The following is a 16546-nucleotide window of genomic DNA, read 5'->3' on the forward strand; positions in this document are numbered from 1 at the left end:
CGTGCTGGGGCGCCCCTCGCTCGGCCTGCTCGGGCGGATCGTCGCGATCATCCTGCTGACGGTGACGATCGAGTTCGCCGCCAGCACCCTGCTCTACGAACGCGCCAGCGAATTCTCGATCAAGGAGGATGAGGCCCGGCGGTTGGCCGAGCATCTCGTGATCGTCCACCGGCTGATCGGGGAGCGCCCGCCCGCCGAGCGGCCCGCGATCGCCAGCTATCTCTCCACCGATCGCTACGGCGTCCACTGGCAGCGCTCCTCGCCCGAACCCCGCCCGCTCGCGCCCGAGCTTCGCGTGATGCGCGATCAGGTGGTGGAGTGGGAACCCGCGCTCGCCCGCAGCGACCTGCGCCTCCAGCTCGCCTCGCCCGGCCGGCACGACATCGTCGTCGGCACCCTCACGCTGGAGGACGGGACGTGGATCCATTTCAAGATGCACGATCTGGTCTCGGGCTGGAGCCTCCAGCTCAACCGCATCGTGCTGGCGCTGGTGCCGGCGATCGCGCTCGCGGTGCTGGGCGGGCTGCTCGTCCGGCGGACGCTCCGCCCGCTCAACATGCTCGGCCAGGCGGCGGAACGGATCGGGCGCGGCGAAAGCGCGATCGTGCGCGAACAAGGCCCGCGCGAGGTGCGCAACCTGATCCGCGCCTTCAATCGCATGCAGGAACAGATCCAGCGGATGTTCGCCGATCGCACCCAGGCGCTGGCCGCCGTGGGCCATGATCTGCGCACCCCGCTCGCCCGGCTCCAGCTCCGCCTCGAAGGCGCCGCCGACCGCGATCTGCGCCACGCGGCGGAGGAGGACGTGGCCGAGATGGAGGCGATGATCGGATCGCTGCTCGCCTATCTGGGCGGCGAGAACGATCCCGAGCCCGCCACCCGCACCGACCTTGCCGTGCTGCTGGCGACGCTGGTCGACGATTTCGGCGATGCCGGCGCCGCGACCCGCTATGAAGGGCCGGACCATCTGGAGGTGGAGCTGCGCCCCAACGGCATCAAGCGCGCGGCCTACAACCTGATCGACAATGCCCACCACCATGGCGACGACGTGGTGGTGAGCCTGGCCGAATGGCCGGACGCCATCGTGCTCCGCGTCGAGGATAACGGCCCCGGCATCCCGCCCGAACGGATGGCCGAGGTGCTCCAGCCCTTTGCCCGGCTCGATCCCGCGCGCAGCCGCAACACCAAGGGGCTCGGCCTCGGCCTCGCCATCGTCCAGCAGATGGTTGCGCGGGAGAAGGGATCGCTCACCCTCTCCAACCGCGCGCAAGGGGGATTGCGGGCGGAAATCGTGCTGCCGAAACGCTCTGCCGGGCAGCAATGATTCCTTACGCCAACGCTGCTCCGCAGCAATAGCCGATCCTTAATTTCCGAAGATGAAGGCGGCGGCGCGCCCGCTGCCCCCCATTCATCGAGGAAATCGCCATGAACGAGCTTATCGGGCGTGTCTTCCATTTCGAGAAGCAGGTTTTCCCAAGCCAGATCGACCTTTATTCGAAGCTGGCCGCCGACGGGCAATTCCCCAAGGCGCTGATGATATCCTGCGCGGACTCCCGCGTCGTGCCGGAACATATCATGCAGGCGCAGCCGGGCGACCTGTTCGTCTGCCGCAATGCGGGAAACATCGTCCCGCCCTTCGCCACCGCCAATGGTGGCGTATCCTCCACGGTCGAATATGCCGTGGTGGCCTTGGGCGTGCGCGACATCATCGTCTGTGGCCATTCGGATTGCGGCGCGATGAAGGCGCTGGTCAACCCGGCCAGCCTGGAAACCATGCCCAACGTCGCCGCCTGGCTGCGCCATTCCTCCGCCGCCCAGCGCGTCGCGGCGGAAAGCTACCCGGAAGGCGGGGATGACAATACCCGCGTGCGGATCATGGCGCTGGAGAATATCGTCGCCCAGCTCGCCCATCTGCGCACCCACCCGTCCGTCGCGGCCGGCATCGCGCGCGGCGAAATCTCGCTGCACGGCTGGTTCGTCGACATCCATGCCGGCGCCATCCTGGGGCTGGACGGCGTGACCGGCCGCTTCATGCCGCTGCGCGACGACCGCCCTTTGCCCGTGGCGCTGCCCGCCGCCCGCCGCCTTGCGGCCGATGTGGTGCAGCTTGAGGCTGCGGAGTGAGCAACATGGTTGCGTCTGAGAAGAAGAGCGGCTGGATCGCGCGGGATTTCACCGCGTCGATCGTCGTGTTCCTGGTGGCGATGCCGCTCTGCATGGGCATCGCCGTCGCATCCGGCGTGCCGCCGGAAAAGGGCCTGATCACCGGCATCATCGGCGGCATCGTCGTGGGCCTGCTGGCGGGTTCGCCGCTGCAGGTGAGCGGGCCGGCCGCCGGCCTTGCGGTGATCGTGTTCGAAATCGTCCAGCAGCAGGGCCTTTCGGCGCTGGGGCCGATCCTGGTGCTGGCCGGCGCCATCCAGGTCGTGGCCGGCATCTTCCGCCTGGGCGGCTGGTTCCGCGCGATCTCGCCCGCCGTGGTCCACGGCATGCTGGCCGGCATCGGCCTGCTGATCGTGGTGGGCCAGTTCCATGTGCTGTTCGATGCCAAGCCGCTGCCCAACGGGCTTGAGAACCTGATCGCCATCCCCGGCCGCGTGCTGGGCCTGTGGCCGGCCGACGGGCACCCGGCGGTGCCGGCGCTCGCCATCGGCCTGCTGTCGATCGGTGCCACCCTGATCTGGGAAAAGGTGCGCCCCGCCTCGATGCGGCTGGTGCCGGGCGCGCTGGTCGGCGTGGTGATCGCGACCTTGACGGCCTTCTTCCTGGCGCTGGACGTCGCCCGCGTCGACGTGCCGGAATCGATCGTCGCCGCCGTGGCGGTGCCGTCATCGGGCGACCTGCTCGGCGTCTTCTCGCCCGCGCTGCTGGCGACGGCCTTCGCCATCGCCTTCATCGCCAGCGCCGAGACGTTGCTGTCGGCGGCCGCCGTCGATCGCATGCACGATGGCGTGCGCACCGATTACAACAAGGAACTGCGCGCCCAGGGCGTGGGCAACCTGCTCTGCGGCTTTGCCGGCGCGCTGCCGATGACGGGCGTGATCGTCCGCAGCTCCGCCAACGTGCAGGCCGGCGCCGTGACGCGCATGTCGGCGGTGCTGCACGGCGTCTGGATCCTCGGTTTCGTGGCGGCCCTCCCCTGGCTGCTGCGCGAGATCCCGATGGCGGCACTGGGCGGCATCCTCGTCGTCACCGGCTGGCGCCTCGTCAGCCTCCAGCATGTCCGCCACCTGTTCCACAATCACGGGCCCCTACCCGCCGTGATCTGGGCGGCGACGCTGGTGATGGTGGTGGCGACCGATCTGTTGACCGGCGTGCTGGTGGGCCTTGGCCTCTCGCTGATCGAGATCGTGCCGAACCTCAAGCGCCTGAAGCTGAACGTGGACCAGCGTGAAGCCGAGGATGCGTGCGAGATCCGGCTGGACGGCGTGGCGAGCTTCGTCTCGCTGCCCAAGCTCTCCGCCGCGCTGGATGCGGTGCCCACCGGCAAGCCGGTGCGGGTGAACTGCGAGAATCTGCGTTCGGTCGACCATACCTGCGCGGAGATGCTGGCCGAATGGTTCCAGCGCCGCCGCGCCGGGGGAGCCATTGTCGAGGCGCATGGCGCGAAGGGCCGCATTGCCGGCATGCTGGCACCGGCCTGAGCGCATGGGAGGGACGGCGGGAAAAGGCCGTCCCTCCCCTTTTTGCTTCGACCCCGCTGGCTTCACGAAGCCGCGGTCAGAGCCGCTCCATCCGGAGCCATTCGTCCTTCCCGGCCCACGCCCTGGAGAAAGCCTGCCGCGCCGCCGCGGCTTCCGATTTGCGCCCCTGCGCCGCCTCGCTCCGCGACAGGCCGTAGAGCACCCAGCCGTTGCGCGGCGCGCGCGCCAGCGCCGTGCGGAAGGCCTGGCTGGCTTCGTCATAGCGGCCGGCAAGGAACAGCGCGGCGCCCAGGGACTGGTGGACGGGATAATACCAGTAAGGCGGTTCCATATAAGGCAGCGTGCCTTCGATGGTTATCGCCGCGCGATAGAAACCGGCCGCCTCGTCATACCGCCCCTGCGCCGTCGCCAGCCGCCCCTGCGCCACCGCCTTGGCCAGCGCGATCAGGTCCGGCGCCGGCATGCCCTGCGCGACCATATCGGCAAAGGCATCCGACGCGAGGAGCGCGTCCATCGCCTTGATCTCGCTATCGAAAGCCGCGCGATCCTTGCGCCCGGCATGCGCGACGGCGCGCGCATAATGGCGCATCGCCGCGGCATAAGGCAGCCGCGCATCCGGCGCGGGCATGGCGAGAATTTCGTCCGGCGCGGCGAACTGCGCCATCGCCTGGTAAGGCGCGGCGTCGATCGCCTGTATCCAGGCTATCTTCGCCGATGTCTCGGGATCGAGCACGGTCCTCAGCCGCGCCGCCTCGCGGATCGCCGTATCCATGTCGCCCGCCATCTGCGCCGACGTCACGATGAAATGGATATTGTGCGGATAATAGCCGTAGCGCACCAGGCTGCGATCGTCCGTCGCGCGGATGAACGCTTCGTCCGAACGCACGGCGGCGATGTTGACCCGGATGGAATCGGAATAGCGGCCGAGCACGTAGTAGATATGGCCCGGCATGTGGACGAGATGCGCGGCGCTGGGCGCGACCGGGCTGGAAAGGCGATCGGCGGCGGCTTCCGCCCGCTTCGCGTCGCTGGCTTCGACCAGATGGATATAGAGGTGCGCGGCCTGCGGGTGGGCGGGATTGCGGGCGAGCACCGCCTCGACGAGGCGCACGGCCTCGCCGGTCCGGCCGATCGGCGTTATCTTGTCGGCTTCCCAATAGTTCCACGGCGTCGTGTCCATGGCCGCCTCGGCCGCCAGCACTGCCACATCGTCGTCGCCCGGAAAGCGCCGCGCCGCCGCCAGCATGGCATCGGCATAGGCGGCATCCAGCGCGGCGCGATCCGCCGCCGGATCACGCGAATAGCGCAGCGCCACCGCCTCGATCAGTGCCTTTTCCATCGGCGATGCCCGGTCGCGCAGCGCCATGGCGCGGTCCATCGCATCGAGCGCCGCCGCCCGGTCGCGGTCGTCCATAGGCGCATTGATGTTCGGCCCGAGCGCCACGGCCTCCCCCCACCAGCACATCGCGCAGTCGGGATCGAGCCGCTGGGCCTCTCGGAAGGACCGGACCGCGCCCGCATGGTTGAAGCCATAGGAAAGCAGCAGGCCCTGGCTGAAATAGCGTCGCGCCTGCAGGCTGGCCGTCGTCACCGGAAAGGGCGATCCGGCCAGATCGTCATAAAGCGGGATCGGCAGGGCCGCGCTTGCCGGCGCCGCGAACGCCGCGGCGACGAGCAGCCTGGCGGCCAGCGCCGATCCGGCGCGCTGCGCGCCGCAAAGCGTGCCGGCGATACGGCTGGGGTCGAGCGCCGCAAGGATCGCGGGCGACAGGCGCGGCTCCAAGGAGAAGCTTGTCAGCGAAAGACCCGCTCCGGCCAGGATCGCGGCTTTAACGAAGGCCCCCATGCTTCATCCCCTTCCCCAAAGGTTCGGGCCGACTGGTCCTGGCGGGCTGCTATCATGCCCAGGCTTGCGGCCACAAACGCGCAATCGGATAGTCGCGGCGGATATTGCGATTGATGCCGGCCCTGATCCGGGGGCCGCCCTTCTCCAGCGATCGGGGCATTTCCGCCGGTTCGAAAATTCGTGCTTTGCCCGGCTGCCGCCCCTTTGCCGCCGCATTCGCTTGGCAAGCGGCCGGGCACAGCATTAAGGACGCTTTCCATGAGCAATCGCGACGAAACCTTCGCCAAGGTGGCCGAGGCCATCGAACCCTTCAACAAGAAGGGCATCGACCTTGCGGAATCCACCAGCTTCGCCGGTGATCTCGAATGGGACAGCCTGACGGTGATGGATTTCGTCGCCGCGATCGAGGACGAGTTCGACATCATCATCACCATGAACATGCAGGCGGAAATCGAAACCGTCGGCCAGCTTGTCGACGCGGTCGAGAAGCTGCGCGGCTGATCGGATAGAGCGATGACCGACCTCTTCTCCAAGTTCGACGCGCTCATCGCCGAGCGACAGGCCCTGCTCGACACCGGCGTGCGCGATCCCTTCGCCATCGTCATGGACGAGGTGAAATCGCCGACGCTGGCGATCATCCAGGGCAGGCCCACCATCCTGCTCGGCACCTACAATTATATGGGCATGACCTTCGATCCGGACGTGATCGCCGCCGGCAAGAAGGCGCTCGACGATTTCGGCGCGGGCACCACCGGCAGCCGCGTGCTGAACGGCACCTATCAGGGCCACAAGGCGTGCGAGGATGCGCTGAAGGAGTTTTACGGCACCGCGCATGCCATGGTGTTCTCCACCGGCTATCAGGCCAATCTGGGCATGATCTCCACCATCGCCGGCAAGGGCGATTATGTGGTGCTGGATGCCGACAGCCACGCTTCGATCTACGACGGCTGCGGCCTCGGCAATGCGGAGGTCGTCCGCTTCCGCCACAATTCGGTGGAGGATCTGGACAAGCGCCTCGGCCGCCTGTCCGCCGACGCGCAGAAGCTGGTGGTGCTGGAAGGCGTCTATTCCATGCTCGGCGATATCGCGCCGCTGCCGGAGATGGTCGCCGCGATCCGCAAGCATCCCAATTGCATGATCCTGGTGGACGAGGCCCACGGCATGGGCTTCTTCGGCCCCAACGGCCGCGGCGTCTATGAGGAGCTGGGGGTCGAGAAGGATATCGATTTCGTCGTCGGCACCTTCTCCAAGTCGGTCGGCACGGTGGGCGGCTTCTGCGTGTCCAACCATCCGAAGTTCGAGGTGCTGCGCCTCGTCTGCCGGCCCTATGTGTTCACCGCCTCGCTGCCGCCATCCGTGGTGGCGACGGCCGCGACCTCGATCCGCAAGCTGATGCATGCCGGCGACAAGCGCGCGCATCTGTGGAAGAATTCCAAGCGGCTCCACGCCGGCCTGCGGGAAATGGGCTTCACCCTCGGCACCGAGACCGCGCAATCGGCGATCATCGCGGTGATGCTGCCCGATCAGGAAACCACCGTGCGCATGTGGCAGGCCCTGCTGGAACAGGGCGTCTATGTGAACATGGCGCGCCCGCCGGCCACGCCCGCCGGCACCTTCCTGCTGCGCTGCTCGCTCTGCGCCGAACATTCGGACGATCAAGTGGGCGACATTCTCGATCGCTTCCGCGCGGCCGGCCAGGCAGTGGGCTGCATTTCGTAAACTCCGCCTTAACCGGCCGTTGCCAAGCTTCGGGGTGCTGGCTAGTCTCGCCTGGACATGGGGAGAGAGGGCATCGAAGCCACGGACGAAGGGGCGCTGCGGGATGCTTGGCGTCGCGGCCTGGCCAGCGTCACGGCGCTGGCCGCGGCGGCGGCGCTGATCGCGCTCGTCTTTCTCGTCGCCTCCTCCAATCGGGAACGCGATGCGGCGCTGCAGCGCGAACGGCACAGCTACGAACTGGTGATCGTCAGCCGCGCGCTCGATGCCGCGCTCGCCCGGTCGGAGGCTGCGCTCGGCCGCTACGTGGTCAGCTCCGACAAGCAGACCGGCGCGCTCTATTATGACGAATGGCGCCGGGCCGGGCGCCTGCTCAACCGCCTGCGCGAGCTGACCCGCGACAATGCCGAACAGGCGGCGCTGGCGACCGAGCTGGCCCAGCTCTACGAAGCGCGCGGGCGGGAGCTGGCGGCGCCGGCCTCGCGATCCAATTACCGGCGCGGCTGGGAAGCAGTGGGCCTGTTCTACCAGGCCGGCCAGGCGGCCAGCCTCACGCGCATCACCGCCATCCTCACCAAGATCAGCGATCATGAACGCGCCGTGCTGCGCCAGCGATCGCAGCTGGCGGCGATGTCGGCGGAACGCTCCAACTATCTCGCGGCCCTGCTGTCCGGGCTGGGCGTGCTGCTGGTGCTGGCGGCGATGGGCCTCGGCTGGGCGACGGTGGGCGCCTTCACCGAACGGCGGCTCGCCCGGCGCGACGCGCTGGCCGAGGCGGAGCGCGCCGAGACGCTGGAACAGGCCGTCGCCGAGCGCACACGCGAACTGCGCGAGGCCAATGAATCGCTCCGCCGCGAAGGGATGGAACGCGCGGCCGCCGAGGCCCAGCTCCGCCAGGTGCAGAAGATGGAGGCCGTGGGCCAGCTCACCGGCGGGATCGCGCATGATTTCAACAATATGCTGGCGGTCGTCGTCGGCGGGCTGGATCTCGCGCGGCGCCGGCTGGATCATGAGGCGCAGGAAGTCGGCCGCCATCTCGACAATGCGATGGAAGGCGCCAATCGCGCCGCCGCGCTCACCAAGCGGCTGCTGGCCTTCGCACGCGCCGAGCCGCTGCTGCCCGAGGGGCTGGACCCGGCCGGGCTGATCGCCGGCATGTCCGACCTGCTCGATCGCGCATTGGGCGAGCGCATCCGCGTGCGGCTGATCCCGGCCGAGAACGTATGGCCGGTCTGGTGCGATCCCAGCCAGTTCGAAAATGCGATCCTGAACCTCGCAGTCAATGGCCGCGACGCGATGGACGGCGAGGGCGACCTAACGATAGAGGCCGACAACGTCACGCTCGGCGCCGGCGAGGTGGGCCACGCGCCGGCCGGCGATTATGTGCGCATCGCGGTGACGGACACGGGCATCGGCATGTCCCCCGAAGTGCGCGACCGCGCGTTCGAACCCTTCTTCACCACCAAGCCCGTCGGCAAGGGCACCGGGCTGGGCCTCAGCCAGATATTCGGCTTCATCCGCCAGTCCGAAGGCGAGATCGCGATCCGGTCCGCCCCCGGCGAAGGCACTACCGTCACTCTCTATCTGCCGCGCCACATCGGCGCCACGGGCGTCGACCGCGATCGGACGCGCGACAATGTCGTCGCCGTGGCGCCGGCCGATGCCGCCGGCGCGACCATCCTCGTCGTGGAGGACGATCCGCGCGTGCGCACCGCCACGGTCGGCGCGCTGGTGGAACTGGGCTACCGCCCCCTTCCCTGCGGCAGCGGCGAGGAAGCGCTGGGACTGCTGGCCGGCCACCCGGAAATCCGGCTCGTCATCACCGACGTGGTGATGCCGGGCATGACCGGACCGGAGCTGGCCGAGGAGATCGCCCGCCGCCATCCGGCGCTGGGGCTGCTGTTCGTCACCGGCTTCGTCGGCGAGGCGGGAGAGGCCGGCCAGCTCACCGGCCGCGACGTGCTGCGCAAGCCCTTCACGGTCAGCGCGCTGGAAAGCGCGGTGGCGGGGGCACTGGCCCGCAGCACGGCCGCGCCCGACGCCGCCTGAACCCTGAACTCCTGAATTTCAATCGGGGCTGCAGCGCCGCCGGCTGACGGTGCGGTCGCCATCCTCGCCGCCGCGCGCGAGGATCACGGTGTTGCGGCACGCGGCCGCGCCTTCCATCTCGGCCGGCCCGACCACCACAAAGCCGCTGAGACCGTCCTCGCGCCATGCCTCCGCCTCCCCCGACGCAAAGGCACGGGCCATCGCCGCGCGCACCGCCGGCCGCCGCTCCAGCGGAATATCGGGCGCGAAGGGCTTGCTCGCCTCGGTCCGGGCCGGCGCAGGCGCAGCGGGATATAGCAGCGGCTTCGGCGCGCGCGGCCCGGCAGGCCCGGCATCCGCCTGCGCATCCCGGCGGGGCGGCGGAGCGGCGACGATCGGCCTTGCGGAGGATGCTTCGCCCCGAGGGGGCATGATGGCAACGGGCGGCGCCTGCGGCGGGACGGGCGGCAGACTCAGCACCAGCGTGTCGCGCGGCACCGGCCGATTCGCCGCCCACCAGGCCCCGACGGCAGCGATGCCGGCCATCAGCGCCGCCGCGCAGGACAGGCCGATCGCGAGGCGCGAACGGCGGATATCCGCCTGCTGCGGCAGCTCGCGCCGCGCCACGAATCGCCAGCGCCGATCGCTGCTGACCTGCCGTTCGCGGCGCACCACCACCGAAGCCCGCGCCGATCCATCGGGACGGAGCCGGATATCCCACTGCTCCTCGACCCGCGAATAACTGTAGACGAGGCCGCCATTGGCAGCCGGCGGGCCGATTTCGGGCGGATCATCCTCGGCAAGCAGCAGCTCGCTCGTCCCGGCGAAGCGCGCGGGCGTGCCGGCCGGCCGCATGGCGCGATCGGCCAACGGCGTGCCGTCATCCACCGGCCTGTCTCCGCCCGATCGCCGCCGCATTCCCCCTCCCGCGCCAAACGCGAAGCGCGGCTAATAGCATTCGTGACCGCGAAAGCCAAAGCGGGACGGACACCGCGGCCCCGCGCCATGGCATCTTCCCTCCCCATGGGCTGGAATCCGGCGGCGAGTGATGGCAAAGGAGCCGCCATGTCGCAGTCCCCCAATAGCCGCGCGCCGCGCGCCACCGGATCGATTCTCGCCTTCGCTATCCTCGCCGGCGCGGCGGTGGGCAGCATCCTGGGCCAGCCTTCCGCCGGCCTGCTGGTCGGCGCCGCGATCGGCGCGGCGATATCCGTCGCTTTCTGGCTGAAGGACCGCCGCTGAGGCACCATCATCTAACGTCTCGTCACAAAAGGGGGAATAGCCATGCACTTGCGATCGGCCTTGAAGGCGTTTGGCGCCGCGCTCATCATCTGCACGCCAGCCCTTGCCCAACCGGCCGACGACGGGAACGGGGATAGCGAGGCCATCAACCTGATCTGCACGGGGCGGGGAGAGAAGCTGGCGAGCGGCTATACCAGCAGCCTGGAATGAGATCGCTACGATCACAAATACCGGACGCGCAGCGGCTATGAAACGAGCATGCGGGGCTTTGAATCCGCCGTCACGCTGCAGATTTACGGGAATGACGGGCGCATCCGGCTGCCCGAGAAGCTGATCCCGCCGATCAATTCCGGCGGAGACCATCGCCATTGGTGGCAGCTCGACGATCTTATCGTCGGCCAGAACGAAATCAGGGCCAGCTACCGGCTGAACGGCCTGAACAAGCCCAAGATACGCATCGATCGCGAGACGGGCGAGATCAACATCAAGGGCACCGGCCAGGACTTTTCGGGCACCTGCGAGAAGGTCGATCCCGGCCAGCGCAGATTCTAGCGGACGACGGGGTGGCCTTCACGCCACCCCCATCAATATCAGCAGCACCAGCAGGTAAAGCCCCGCGACCAGCGCGGCCCTGTGCCTGAAGCCTCGATCCTGTTGCGGCCAGATCGCCGCCAGCGTCCGGCGGACGCCCCTTTTCCGCATCGTCTTTCGCCAGTCCGCGCCGCCGGGCGGTGCCGCCCACGCGGCGCCAATGCCATGGCGGTGGGCGCCAAGCTTGTGAAAGATTGTAAAATCGTTGGCTAACGCCTTCTTTACGCCTCATGCGGCCCTAGAGGGGGTTCGGGTTTCATGGAGGGGCGTGGCGGATCGACATGAGAATCGGGATATTGGACGATGAGCCCACGCTGGCATCGCATGTGGAGGCAATCCTCACGGCGGCCGGCCATAGCTGCATGATCTTCAACAGCGGCCGCCGGCTGCTGAACGTCCTTCACCACGAGACTTTCGACCTTCTGATCCTCGACTGGAACGTGCCCGATTTCTCCGGCCTCAACATCCTGGGCTGGATGAAGGAGCATATCGAGAAATATCCCCCGGTGATCCTGCTCACCAGCCGATCGACCGAGGAGGATATCGTCGACGGGCTGCGGGCTGGCGCGGACGACTATATCGTGAAGCCGGTGCAGGCCGCGATCCTCGTCGCCAGGGTGGAGGCGGCGCTGCGCCGCGCCTATCCCGCGCCGCCGCCCGCCAATATCGAGACGTTCGACGATTATGTCTTCGATCTGGGGCAGGAACGGGTGACGCATGCCGGCCGGCCGGTGGCGATGACGGCCAAGGAATTCCTGCTGGCGCTGCTGCTGTTCCGCAACATGCACCGCGCGCTTTCGCGGGCCTATATCTTCGAGGCCCTGTGGGGCCGCAGCCCGGACCTGCCGACGCGGACGCTGGACGCCCATGTCTCCAAGATCCGCAGCAAGTTGAATCTCCGCCCCGAAAATGGTTACCGGCTGGCCCCGGTCTATGCCTATGGCTATCGGCTGGAAAAGCTGTTGCGAGAGATATCGGGATGAATGCACTGAGGCGGGCGATCGGCCCCGCGGCCCTGCTGTGGCCCGCCGCAATGCTGTGGAGCCCGACGGCGCAGGCCGCGCCGCCTTCCTCCCCGTCCGCCCCGGCGCAGGCCGCCACGGCCAGCTATGTCGCCGTGAAGGGCGACAATCTCTACGTCATCGCCGAACGCTATCTGACCCGGCAGCGGGACTTTGCCGTGGTGCAGCGCCTGAACCGGATCGCCGATCCCTATCGCATCCCGATCGGCCGGACGATCCGCATCCCCGTGGCCCTGCTGCGCGAGGAGCTGGTGTCCGCCAGCGTGCGCGCCTTCAGCGGCCCGGTGACGATCGCGGTCGCCGGCCGGCCGGTGAAGATCACCCCCGGCCTGCCGGTGAACGAGGGCGCCGAGATCGAGACCGGGGCCGATGCCTTCCTCAGCCTCCGGCTTGCGGACGGATCGACCGTCGCCATCCCGTCGCAGAGCCGGGTGCGCATAGAAAGGCTGCGGCGCACCGCGCTGACCGGCACGGTGACGCGGAGCTTCGAAATCCGGCGCGGCCGGGCGGATGCCGTGGTCGCGCCCATGAAGGACCCCGGCAGCAGCTTCCACATCTCCACGCCGGTCGCGGTGTCGGCCGTGCGGGGCACCGCCTTCCGCGTGGCCTATGACGCCGATGGCGCCCGCGCCGCGACCGAGGTGACGGAGGGCACGGTGGGCTTTTCCGCCCCCGGCAATCCCGCCGCGACGCTGGTGGGCGCGGGTTTCGGCGCCATCACCGAAGCCGACGGGATATCGGCGCCGATCGCGCTGCTGCCCGCGCCTGCGCTCGCCGATCCCGGCCGGGTGCAGAATGAGGGCGACCTCACCTTCCGCATCGTGCCGCAGGCGGATGCCGCCGCCTATCGCATCGCCCTCGCCCGCGATGCCGGCTTCCTCGATATCGTCCGTGAGAAGGAAAGCGCGACGCCGGATGCAATCCTGCCGCCGGTGGCGGACGGCACCTATTTCGTCCGCATCGCCGCGATCGACGGCCACGGCCTCGCCGGCCTTGCCGAAACCTATGCCTTCGAACGGCGGCTGAACATGGTGCGCACCGCGATGACGGAGAAGCGCGCGGGCCGCGACCGCTACTACCAGTTCGGCTGGCAGGTGCTGGGCGAAGGCGCGCACCGCTTCCGCTTCCAGCTCGGCCAGTGCGAGGGCGATGCGCCGCCGCTGGTGGACGAGATCGGCCTCGACAGCCAGAGCGTCACCCTGCGCAACCTGCCTGCCGGCACCTATTGCTGGCGGGTGATGTCGCTCAGGATCGGCGACGGCAAGGCGGCGGGCGACTGGTCCGCGATGGAACGCTTCCACATCGCATCGGCGCGATGATCCGGCCGGCCGGCGCTTCGCGGCTCCGCGCCGAATGGTGGCTGGTGGCGCTGATATCCACGCTGCTGACGATCCTGCTGACGGCCGACCGGACGGCGATCCGGCTGGACAATCTGATCTATGACAATCTGCTGCGCCTCACCCGCCGGGCGCCGCAGCCCGATATCCTCCTCGTCACCATCGACAATCGCAGCCTGAAGGAAGTCGGCCCCTGGCCCTGGCCCCGCGCGCGCCACGCCGCACTGCTCCAGCGGATCGACGCCCCCCGCCCCCGCGCCATCCTCTATGACGTGTTGTTCGTGGAACCCGGCGCACCCGCCGACGATGCCGCGTTGGGCCGGGCGATGGCCAGCGTCGCCGCGCCGGTGATCGTGCCGCTGCTGCTGAGCGCACCCGGCAGCAACGGCGCCGCCTTCGACGACATCCAGCCCATCGCCCCCGTCCGCGCGGCCGCCGCCGGCATCGGCCATGCCAGCCTTGCCTTCGATGCGGACGGGCTGGTCCGCCGTTTCTGGCCGGCAGTGGGCGACGCGCGGCATATCTGGCCGCATCTGGCGGTGCTGGCCCATCGGCGCGATCCCGCCGTGGCGGAACCCGGCCGGAATCCCGCCTCGCCGGAGGATGGCCCCCAGATGATCGCCTTCGCCGGGCCGCCGGGCCATTTCCCCACCATATCGGCCAGCGCGGTGCTGCGGGGCGAGGTGCCGGCGGATTTCATCGCCGGCCGCACCATATTGGTGGGCGCCACCGCCGATGGGCTGGGGGATCAATATCCCACGCCCTTCGCCGGCCGTAAGGGCGTGATGTCCGGTGTCGAAATCGTCGCCAACGTGCTCGATTCGATGGAGGCGGGGCGGACGATCCGGCCGGTGGAAGGCATCCCCCTGCTGGTCGGGTCGCTGCTGCCGCTCTGGCTGCTGCTGGCGGGTTTCCGCATGCTCAGCCCCCGGCGCACCGTGCTGCTGCTGGCTGGCCTCGTTGCGCTGGTCGCCGCCGCCGTGGCGGGGCTGCTTTTGGGCGGGATATGGTTCGCCCCGGCTTCGGCGCTGATCGCGCTGGCCATCATCTATCCGCTCTGGGGCTGGCGGCGGCTGGCGGCGGTGAGCGCCTATATGGTGCGCGAGCTGGAGCGGCTGGGCGGGGAGCCTGCCATCCTGCCTTATGCCCGCGCGCGGCCCCGCGCCACGGATGTGGTCGACCGGCAGGTGCAGCTTCTGGAAGGAGCGATCGCGGACGTGCGCGATCTCCGCCGCTTCGCCACCGATCGCCTGCACCAGATGCCCGATGCCGTGTTCGTCCTCGATCCCACCGGCGCCGTGCTGCTGATGAACGGCGATGCCGAACGGCTGTTGCGCAGCCTCGCGCTGCCCGGCGGCACCGGCATGGGCATCGCCGGCCTGCTCGCGAAACTGCGTCTGGCGGGCGGGCCGGAAGGCGCGACGCCATCGCTCCCTTCCGCCGCCCCGGCCGATGCGACCCAGGCCAACGATCGGCCGGTGGAAGCCATCGCGCCCGACGGACGCTGGTTCGACATCCGCTTCGCCCGCCAATATTCGGGCGACGGCACTGCCGCCGGCTGGATCGCCCGCTTCATCGACATAAGCGCCGCCAAGGCCGCGCAGCGCCAGCAGGACGATCTCCGCCAGCTCCTCACCCACGACATGCGGTCGCCCCAGGCATCGATCCTGGCGGTGATCGACAACAGCAAGCCTGGGGAAGTCAGCGAAGAAATCGGTCGCCGGATCAGGGGCTATGCCCAGCGCACGCTCGATCTGGCCGACGGCTTCGTCCAGCTCGCCCGCGCGCATACGCTCGCCTTCGTTAAGGAGGAGATCGACCTTGCCGAGATATTGATCGACGCGGTGGACGATCTCTGGCCGCAATCCTCCGGCCGGGCGATCGCGATCGCGATCGAGGGCGAACGGAACGACCTGATCGTCGCCGGGGACCGATCGCTCCTCACCCGCGCGCTTATCAACCTGATCGACAATGCCATCAAATACAGCCCGGATGGCGGCCGCATCCTCTGCCGGCTCGATCGGGCGGAGCGCGATTCGGGGCCGGTGGGCCTGTGCGCCATCCGCGATCAGGGCATCGGCATCGCGCCAGACCAGATCGCCCTGCTGTTCGAACCCTTCCAGCGCGCGCCCGGCGCGGACGCCGCCCATATCGACGGGGTGGGCCTGGGCCTCGCCTTCGTCCGCACGGTGATGGCGCGCCACGGCGGCATCATCCGCTGCGAAAGCCGGCCGGGCGAAGGCACGACCTTCACGATCGAACTGCCGCTAATGCCTCCCGAAGCGGCGGACTGAACGGCCGCCCGCGTCAGAGCGGGATGTGCGCGCTTTTGGCGATGAAGGCGCGCAGGTCTTCCCGCGCGGTGGCGCCGACCATGCCGCCCACCTGCTCGCCATCCTTGAACATCAGCAGGGTCGGCGTGCCCTCAACCCCGAAGGCTTCCTTGGTGTAGGGATTCTCGTCGATATCGAGGCTTACGATGTCGACCTTGCCGTCGAGTTCGCCGGAAAGCTGGTCGATCCACTGCTCGACCGCGCGGCAGGCGGCGCAATTCTTGCCCTGGAACAGCACCAGCACCGGCCGCTCCCCTTCCAGGGCGATCTGGAAGCTGCTCTTCTCGCTGACGGGACGGATCACCTCCGCCGGCGCGGCCGCAGGGAGGATCATTAGAAGGCTGAAAAGCAAGGGGCGAAGCATGGCCGCCTTTGGCCACAGCTCCGCCCCGCTTGCAAGTCGATGTCTTTACGGCAGGCTCGATCGGGTGGCCCGATCTTAAAGCTCGCCCTCCAGCCAGCCCTTGAGGTGGCTCTTGGGTGCCGCGCCGACCTTGGTGGCGGCAGGGGCGCCGTTCTTGAAGAGGATCATCGTCGGAATGCCGCGCACGCCATATTTGCTGGGCGCATCGGGATTGTCGTCGATGTTGAGCTTGGCGATCGTCACCTTCTCGCCGAGTTCGTCGGAGATTTCCTCCAGCGCTGGGCCGATCATCTTGCACGGCCCGCACCACTCCGCCCAGAAATCGACGAGCACGGGGCCGTCGGCATTCAGGACATCGCTGTGGAACGAAGCGTCGGTAACGGTCTTGGTGGCCATGCTGGCAGACTCCTTGGTGTTCCGGAA

17 protein-coding genes are annotated in these 16546 nt (G+C 68.7%); 12 read left to right on the top strand and 5 right to left on the bottom strand.

Annotated elements, in window-relative coordinates; all coding sequences use genetic code 11:
• Window position 1: 1 nt before the first annotated feature.
• The 3 genes from BHE75_RS15195 to BHE75_RS15205 all read left to right on the top strand — a co-directional run bounded on the left by BHE75_RS15195 (window position 2) and on the right by BHE75_RS15205 (window position 3644).
• Window positions 2–1324, top strand: coding sequence for an ATP-binding protein (locus BHE75_RS15195; protein WP_070934365.1), 1323 nt, complete (start codon window positions 2–4; stop codon window positions 1322–1324).
• A 101-nt stretch (window positions 1325–1425) separates the two neighbouring features.
• Window positions 1426–2124 (top strand): carbonic anhydrase, encoded by a 699-nt coding sequence (locus tag BHE75_RS15200; protein ID WP_070934366.1) that lies wholly within the window; start codon window positions 1426–1428, stop codon window positions 2122–2124.
• A gap of 5 nt (window positions 2125–2129) precedes the next feature.
• Window positions 2130–3644: a SulP family inorganic anion transporter gene (locus tag BHE75_RS15205; protein WP_015457630.1), complete on the top strand. Its 1515-nt coding sequence runs from the start codon at window positions 2130–2132 to the stop codon at window positions 3642–3644.
• Between the two features lie 76 nt (window positions 3645–3720).
• Here BHE75_RS15205 and BHE75_RS15210 read toward each other — a convergent pair whose 3' ends face one another.
• On the bottom strand, window positions 3721–5490 hold the full coding sequence (locus BHE75_RS15210; RefSeq protein WP_070934367.1) for a tetratricopeptide repeat protein: 1770 nt from the start codon (window positions 5488–5490) through the stop codon (window positions 3721–3723).
• A gap of 258 nt (window positions 5491–5748) precedes the next feature.
• On the opposite strand from BHE75_RS15210, the gene BHE75_RS15220 reads away from it, so the two are divergent.
• The 3 genes from BHE75_RS15220 to BHE75_RS15230 are packed head-to-tail and all read left to right on the top strand — an operon-like array spanning window position 5749 to window position 9255.
• Complete coding sequence (locus tag BHE75_RS15220; RefSeq protein ID WP_015457632.1) at window positions 5749–5991, top strand: acyl carrier protein; 243 nt, start codon at window positions 5749–5751, stop codon at window positions 5989–5991.
• Window positions 5992–6003: 12 nt separating this feature from the next.
• Window positions 6004–7209 (top strand): serine palmitoyltransferase, encoded by a 1206-nt coding sequence (spt, locus tag BHE75_RS15225; protein WP_070934369.1) that lies wholly within the window; start codon window positions 6004–6006, stop codon window positions 7207–7209.
• Window positions 7210–7266: 57 nt separating this feature from the next.
• Entirely contained in the window at window positions 7267–9255 is a 1989-nt protein-coding gene (locus BHE75_RS15230) for an ATP-binding protein (protein ID WP_015457634.1), read from the top strand.
• A gap of 18 nt (window positions 9256–9273) precedes the next feature.
• Here the strand turns inward: BHE75_RS15230 and BHE75_RS15235 are convergent, their stop codons facing one another.
• Window positions 9274–10152, bottom strand: a complete 879-nt coding sequence (locus tag BHE75_RS15235) for a hypothetical protein (RefSeq protein WP_139181736.1) — start codon at window positions 10150–10152, stop codon at window positions 9274–9276.
• Window positions 10153–10299: 147 nt separating this feature from the next.
• On the opposite strand from BHE75_RS15235, the gene BHE75_RS24540 reads away from it, so the two are divergent.
• From BHE75_RS24540 to BHE75_RS15240, 3 genes are read left to right on the top strand one after another with little or no spacing between them, the layout of a single operon-like run.
• Window positions 10300–10476, top strand: a complete 177-nt coding sequence (locus BHE75_RS24540) for a hypothetical protein (RefSeq protein WP_191225205.1) — start codon at window positions 10300–10302, stop codon at window positions 10474–10476.
• Between the two features lie 42 nt (window positions 10477–10518).
• On the top strand, window positions 10519–10686 hold the full coding sequence (locus BHE75_RS24545) for a hypothetical protein (protein ID WP_191225206.1): 168 nt from the start codon (window positions 10519–10521) through the stop codon (window positions 10684–10686).
• A gap of 48 nt (window positions 10687–10734) precedes the next feature.
• Entirely contained in the window at window positions 10735–11028 is a 294-nt protein-coding gene (locus tag BHE75_RS15240) for a hypothetical protein (protein WP_070934371.1), read from the top strand.
• 18 nt (window positions 11029–11046) lie between these two features.
• On the opposite strand, the gene BHE75_RS25225 is transcribed toward BHE75_RS15240, so the two are convergent.
• Entirely contained in the window at window positions 11047–11178 is a 132-nt protein-coding gene (locus tag BHE75_RS25225; RefSeq protein ID WP_269078700.1) for a hypothetical protein, read from the bottom strand.
• Between the two features lie 170 nt (window positions 11179–11348).
• On the opposite strand from BHE75_RS25225, the gene BHE75_RS15245 reads away from it, so the two are divergent.
• Genes BHE75_RS15245 through BHE75_RS15255 form a run of 3 tightly spaced genes read left to right on the top strand, consistent with a single transcriptional unit; the run spans window position 11349 to window position 15720 of the window.
• Window positions 11349–12050, top strand: coding sequence for a response regulator transcription factor (locus BHE75_RS15245; RefSeq protein ID WP_041864788.1), 702 nt, complete (start codon window positions 11349–11351; stop codon window positions 12048–12050).
• Entirely contained in the window at window positions 12047–13408 is a 1362-nt protein-coding gene (locus BHE75_RS15250; protein WP_070934372.1) for a FecR domain-containing protein, read from the top strand. The genes BHE75_RS15245 and BHE75_RS15250 overlap by 4 nt, the downstream gene beginning before the upstream one ends.
• Window positions 13405–15720 carry a CHASE2 domain-containing protein gene (locus tag BHE75_RS15255; protein ID WP_070934373.1) on the top strand — a complete coding sequence of 772 codons (2316 nt, stop codon included), beginning with the start codon at window positions 13405–13407 and terminating at the stop codon, window positions 15718–15720. The genes BHE75_RS15250 and BHE75_RS15255 overlap by 4 nt, the downstream gene beginning before the upstream one ends.
• 13 nt (window positions 15721–15733) lie before the next feature.
• Here the strand turns inward: BHE75_RS15255 and BHE75_RS15260 are convergent, their stop codons facing one another.
• Together BHE75_RS15260 and trxA are read right to left on the bottom strand one after the other, a co-directional pair.
• Window positions 15734–16093 carry a thioredoxin family protein gene (locus tag BHE75_RS15260; protein ID WP_236626850.1) on the bottom strand — a complete coding sequence of 120 codons (360 nt, stop codon included), beginning with the start codon at window positions 16091–16093 and terminating at the stop codon, window positions 15734–15736.
• 105 nt (window positions 16094–16198) lie between these two features.
• Complete coding sequence (gene trxA / locus BHE75_RS15265) at window positions 16199–16519, bottom strand: thioredoxin TrxA (RefSeq protein ID WP_015457642.1); 321 nt, start codon at window positions 16517–16519, stop codon at window positions 16199–16201.
• Between the last annotated feature and the right edge of the window lie 27 nt (window positions 16520–16546).

This window comes from Edaphosphingomonas haloaromaticamans, assembly GCF_001853345.1.
Taxonomy (GTDB): domain Bacteria; phylum Pseudomonadota; class Alphaproteobacteria; order Sphingomonadales; family Sphingomonadaceae; genus Sphingomonas_E; species Sphingomonas_E fennica.

Bases quoted from the DNA above. Each gene is read 5' to 3' on its own strand.
- BHE75_RS15200 (WP_070934366.1), top strand. From the start codon at position 1,426: ATGAACGAGCTTATCGGGCGTGTCTTCCATTTCGAGAAGCAGGTTTTC.
- BHE75_RS15205 (WP_015457630.1), top strand. From the start codon at position 2,130: ATGGTTGCGTCTGAGAAGAAGAGCGGCTGGATCGCGCGGGATTTCACC.
- BHE75_RS15210 (WP_070934367.1), bottom strand. From the start codon at position 5,490: ATGGGGGCCTTCGTTAAAGCCGCGATCCTGGCCGGAGCGGGTCTTTCG.
- BHE75_RS15220 (WP_015457632.1), top strand. From the start codon at position 5,749: ATGAGCAATCGCGACGAAACCTTCGCCAAGGTGGCCGAGGCCATCGAA.
- spt (WP_070934369.1), top strand. From the start codon at position 6,004: ATGACCGACCTCTTCTCCAAGTTCGACGCGCTCATCGCCGAGCGACAG.
- BHE75_RS15230 (WP_015457634.1), top strand. From the start codon at position 7,267: ATGGGGAGAGAGGGCATCGAAGCCACGGACGAAGGGGCGCTGCGGGAT.
- BHE75_RS15235 (WP_139181736.1), bottom strand. From the start codon at position 10,152: ATGCGGCGGCGATCGGGCGGAGACAGGCCGGTGGATGACGGCACGCCG.
- BHE75_RS24540 (WP_191225205.1), top strand. From the start codon at position 10,300: ATGTCGCAGTCCCCCAATAGCCGCGCGCCGCGCGCCACCGGATCGATT.
- BHE75_RS24545 (WP_191225206.1), top strand. From the start codon at position 10,519: ATGCACTTGCGATCGGCCTTGAAGGCGTTTGGCGCCGCGCTCATCATC.
- BHE75_RS15240 (WP_070934371.1), top strand. From the start codon at position 10,735: ATGCGGGGCTTTGAATCCGCCGTCACGCTGCAGATTTACGGGAATGAC.
- BHE75_RS25225 (WP_269078700.1), bottom strand. From the start codon at position 11,178: ATGCGGAAAAGGGGCGTCCGCCGGACGCTGGCGGCGATCTGGCCGCAA.
- BHE75_RS15245 (WP_041864788.1), top strand. From the start codon at position 11,349: ATGAGAATCGGGATATTGGACGATGAGCCCACGCTGGCATCGCATGTG.
- BHE75_RS15250 (WP_070934372.1), top strand. From the start codon at position 12,047: ATGAATGCACTGAGGCGGGCGATCGGCCCCGCGGCCCTGCTGTGGCCC.
- BHE75_RS15255 (WP_070934373.1), top strand. From the start codon at position 13,405: ATGATCCGGCCGGCCGGCGCTTCGCGGCTCCGCGCCGAATGGTGGCTG.
- BHE75_RS15260 (WP_236626850.1), bottom strand. From the start codon at position 16,093: ATGATCCTCCCTGCGGCCGCGCCGGCGGAGGTGATCCGTCCCGTCAGC.
- trxA (WP_015457642.1), bottom strand. From the start codon at position 16,519: ATGGCCACCAAGACCGTTACCGACGCTTCGTTCCACAGCGATGTCCTG.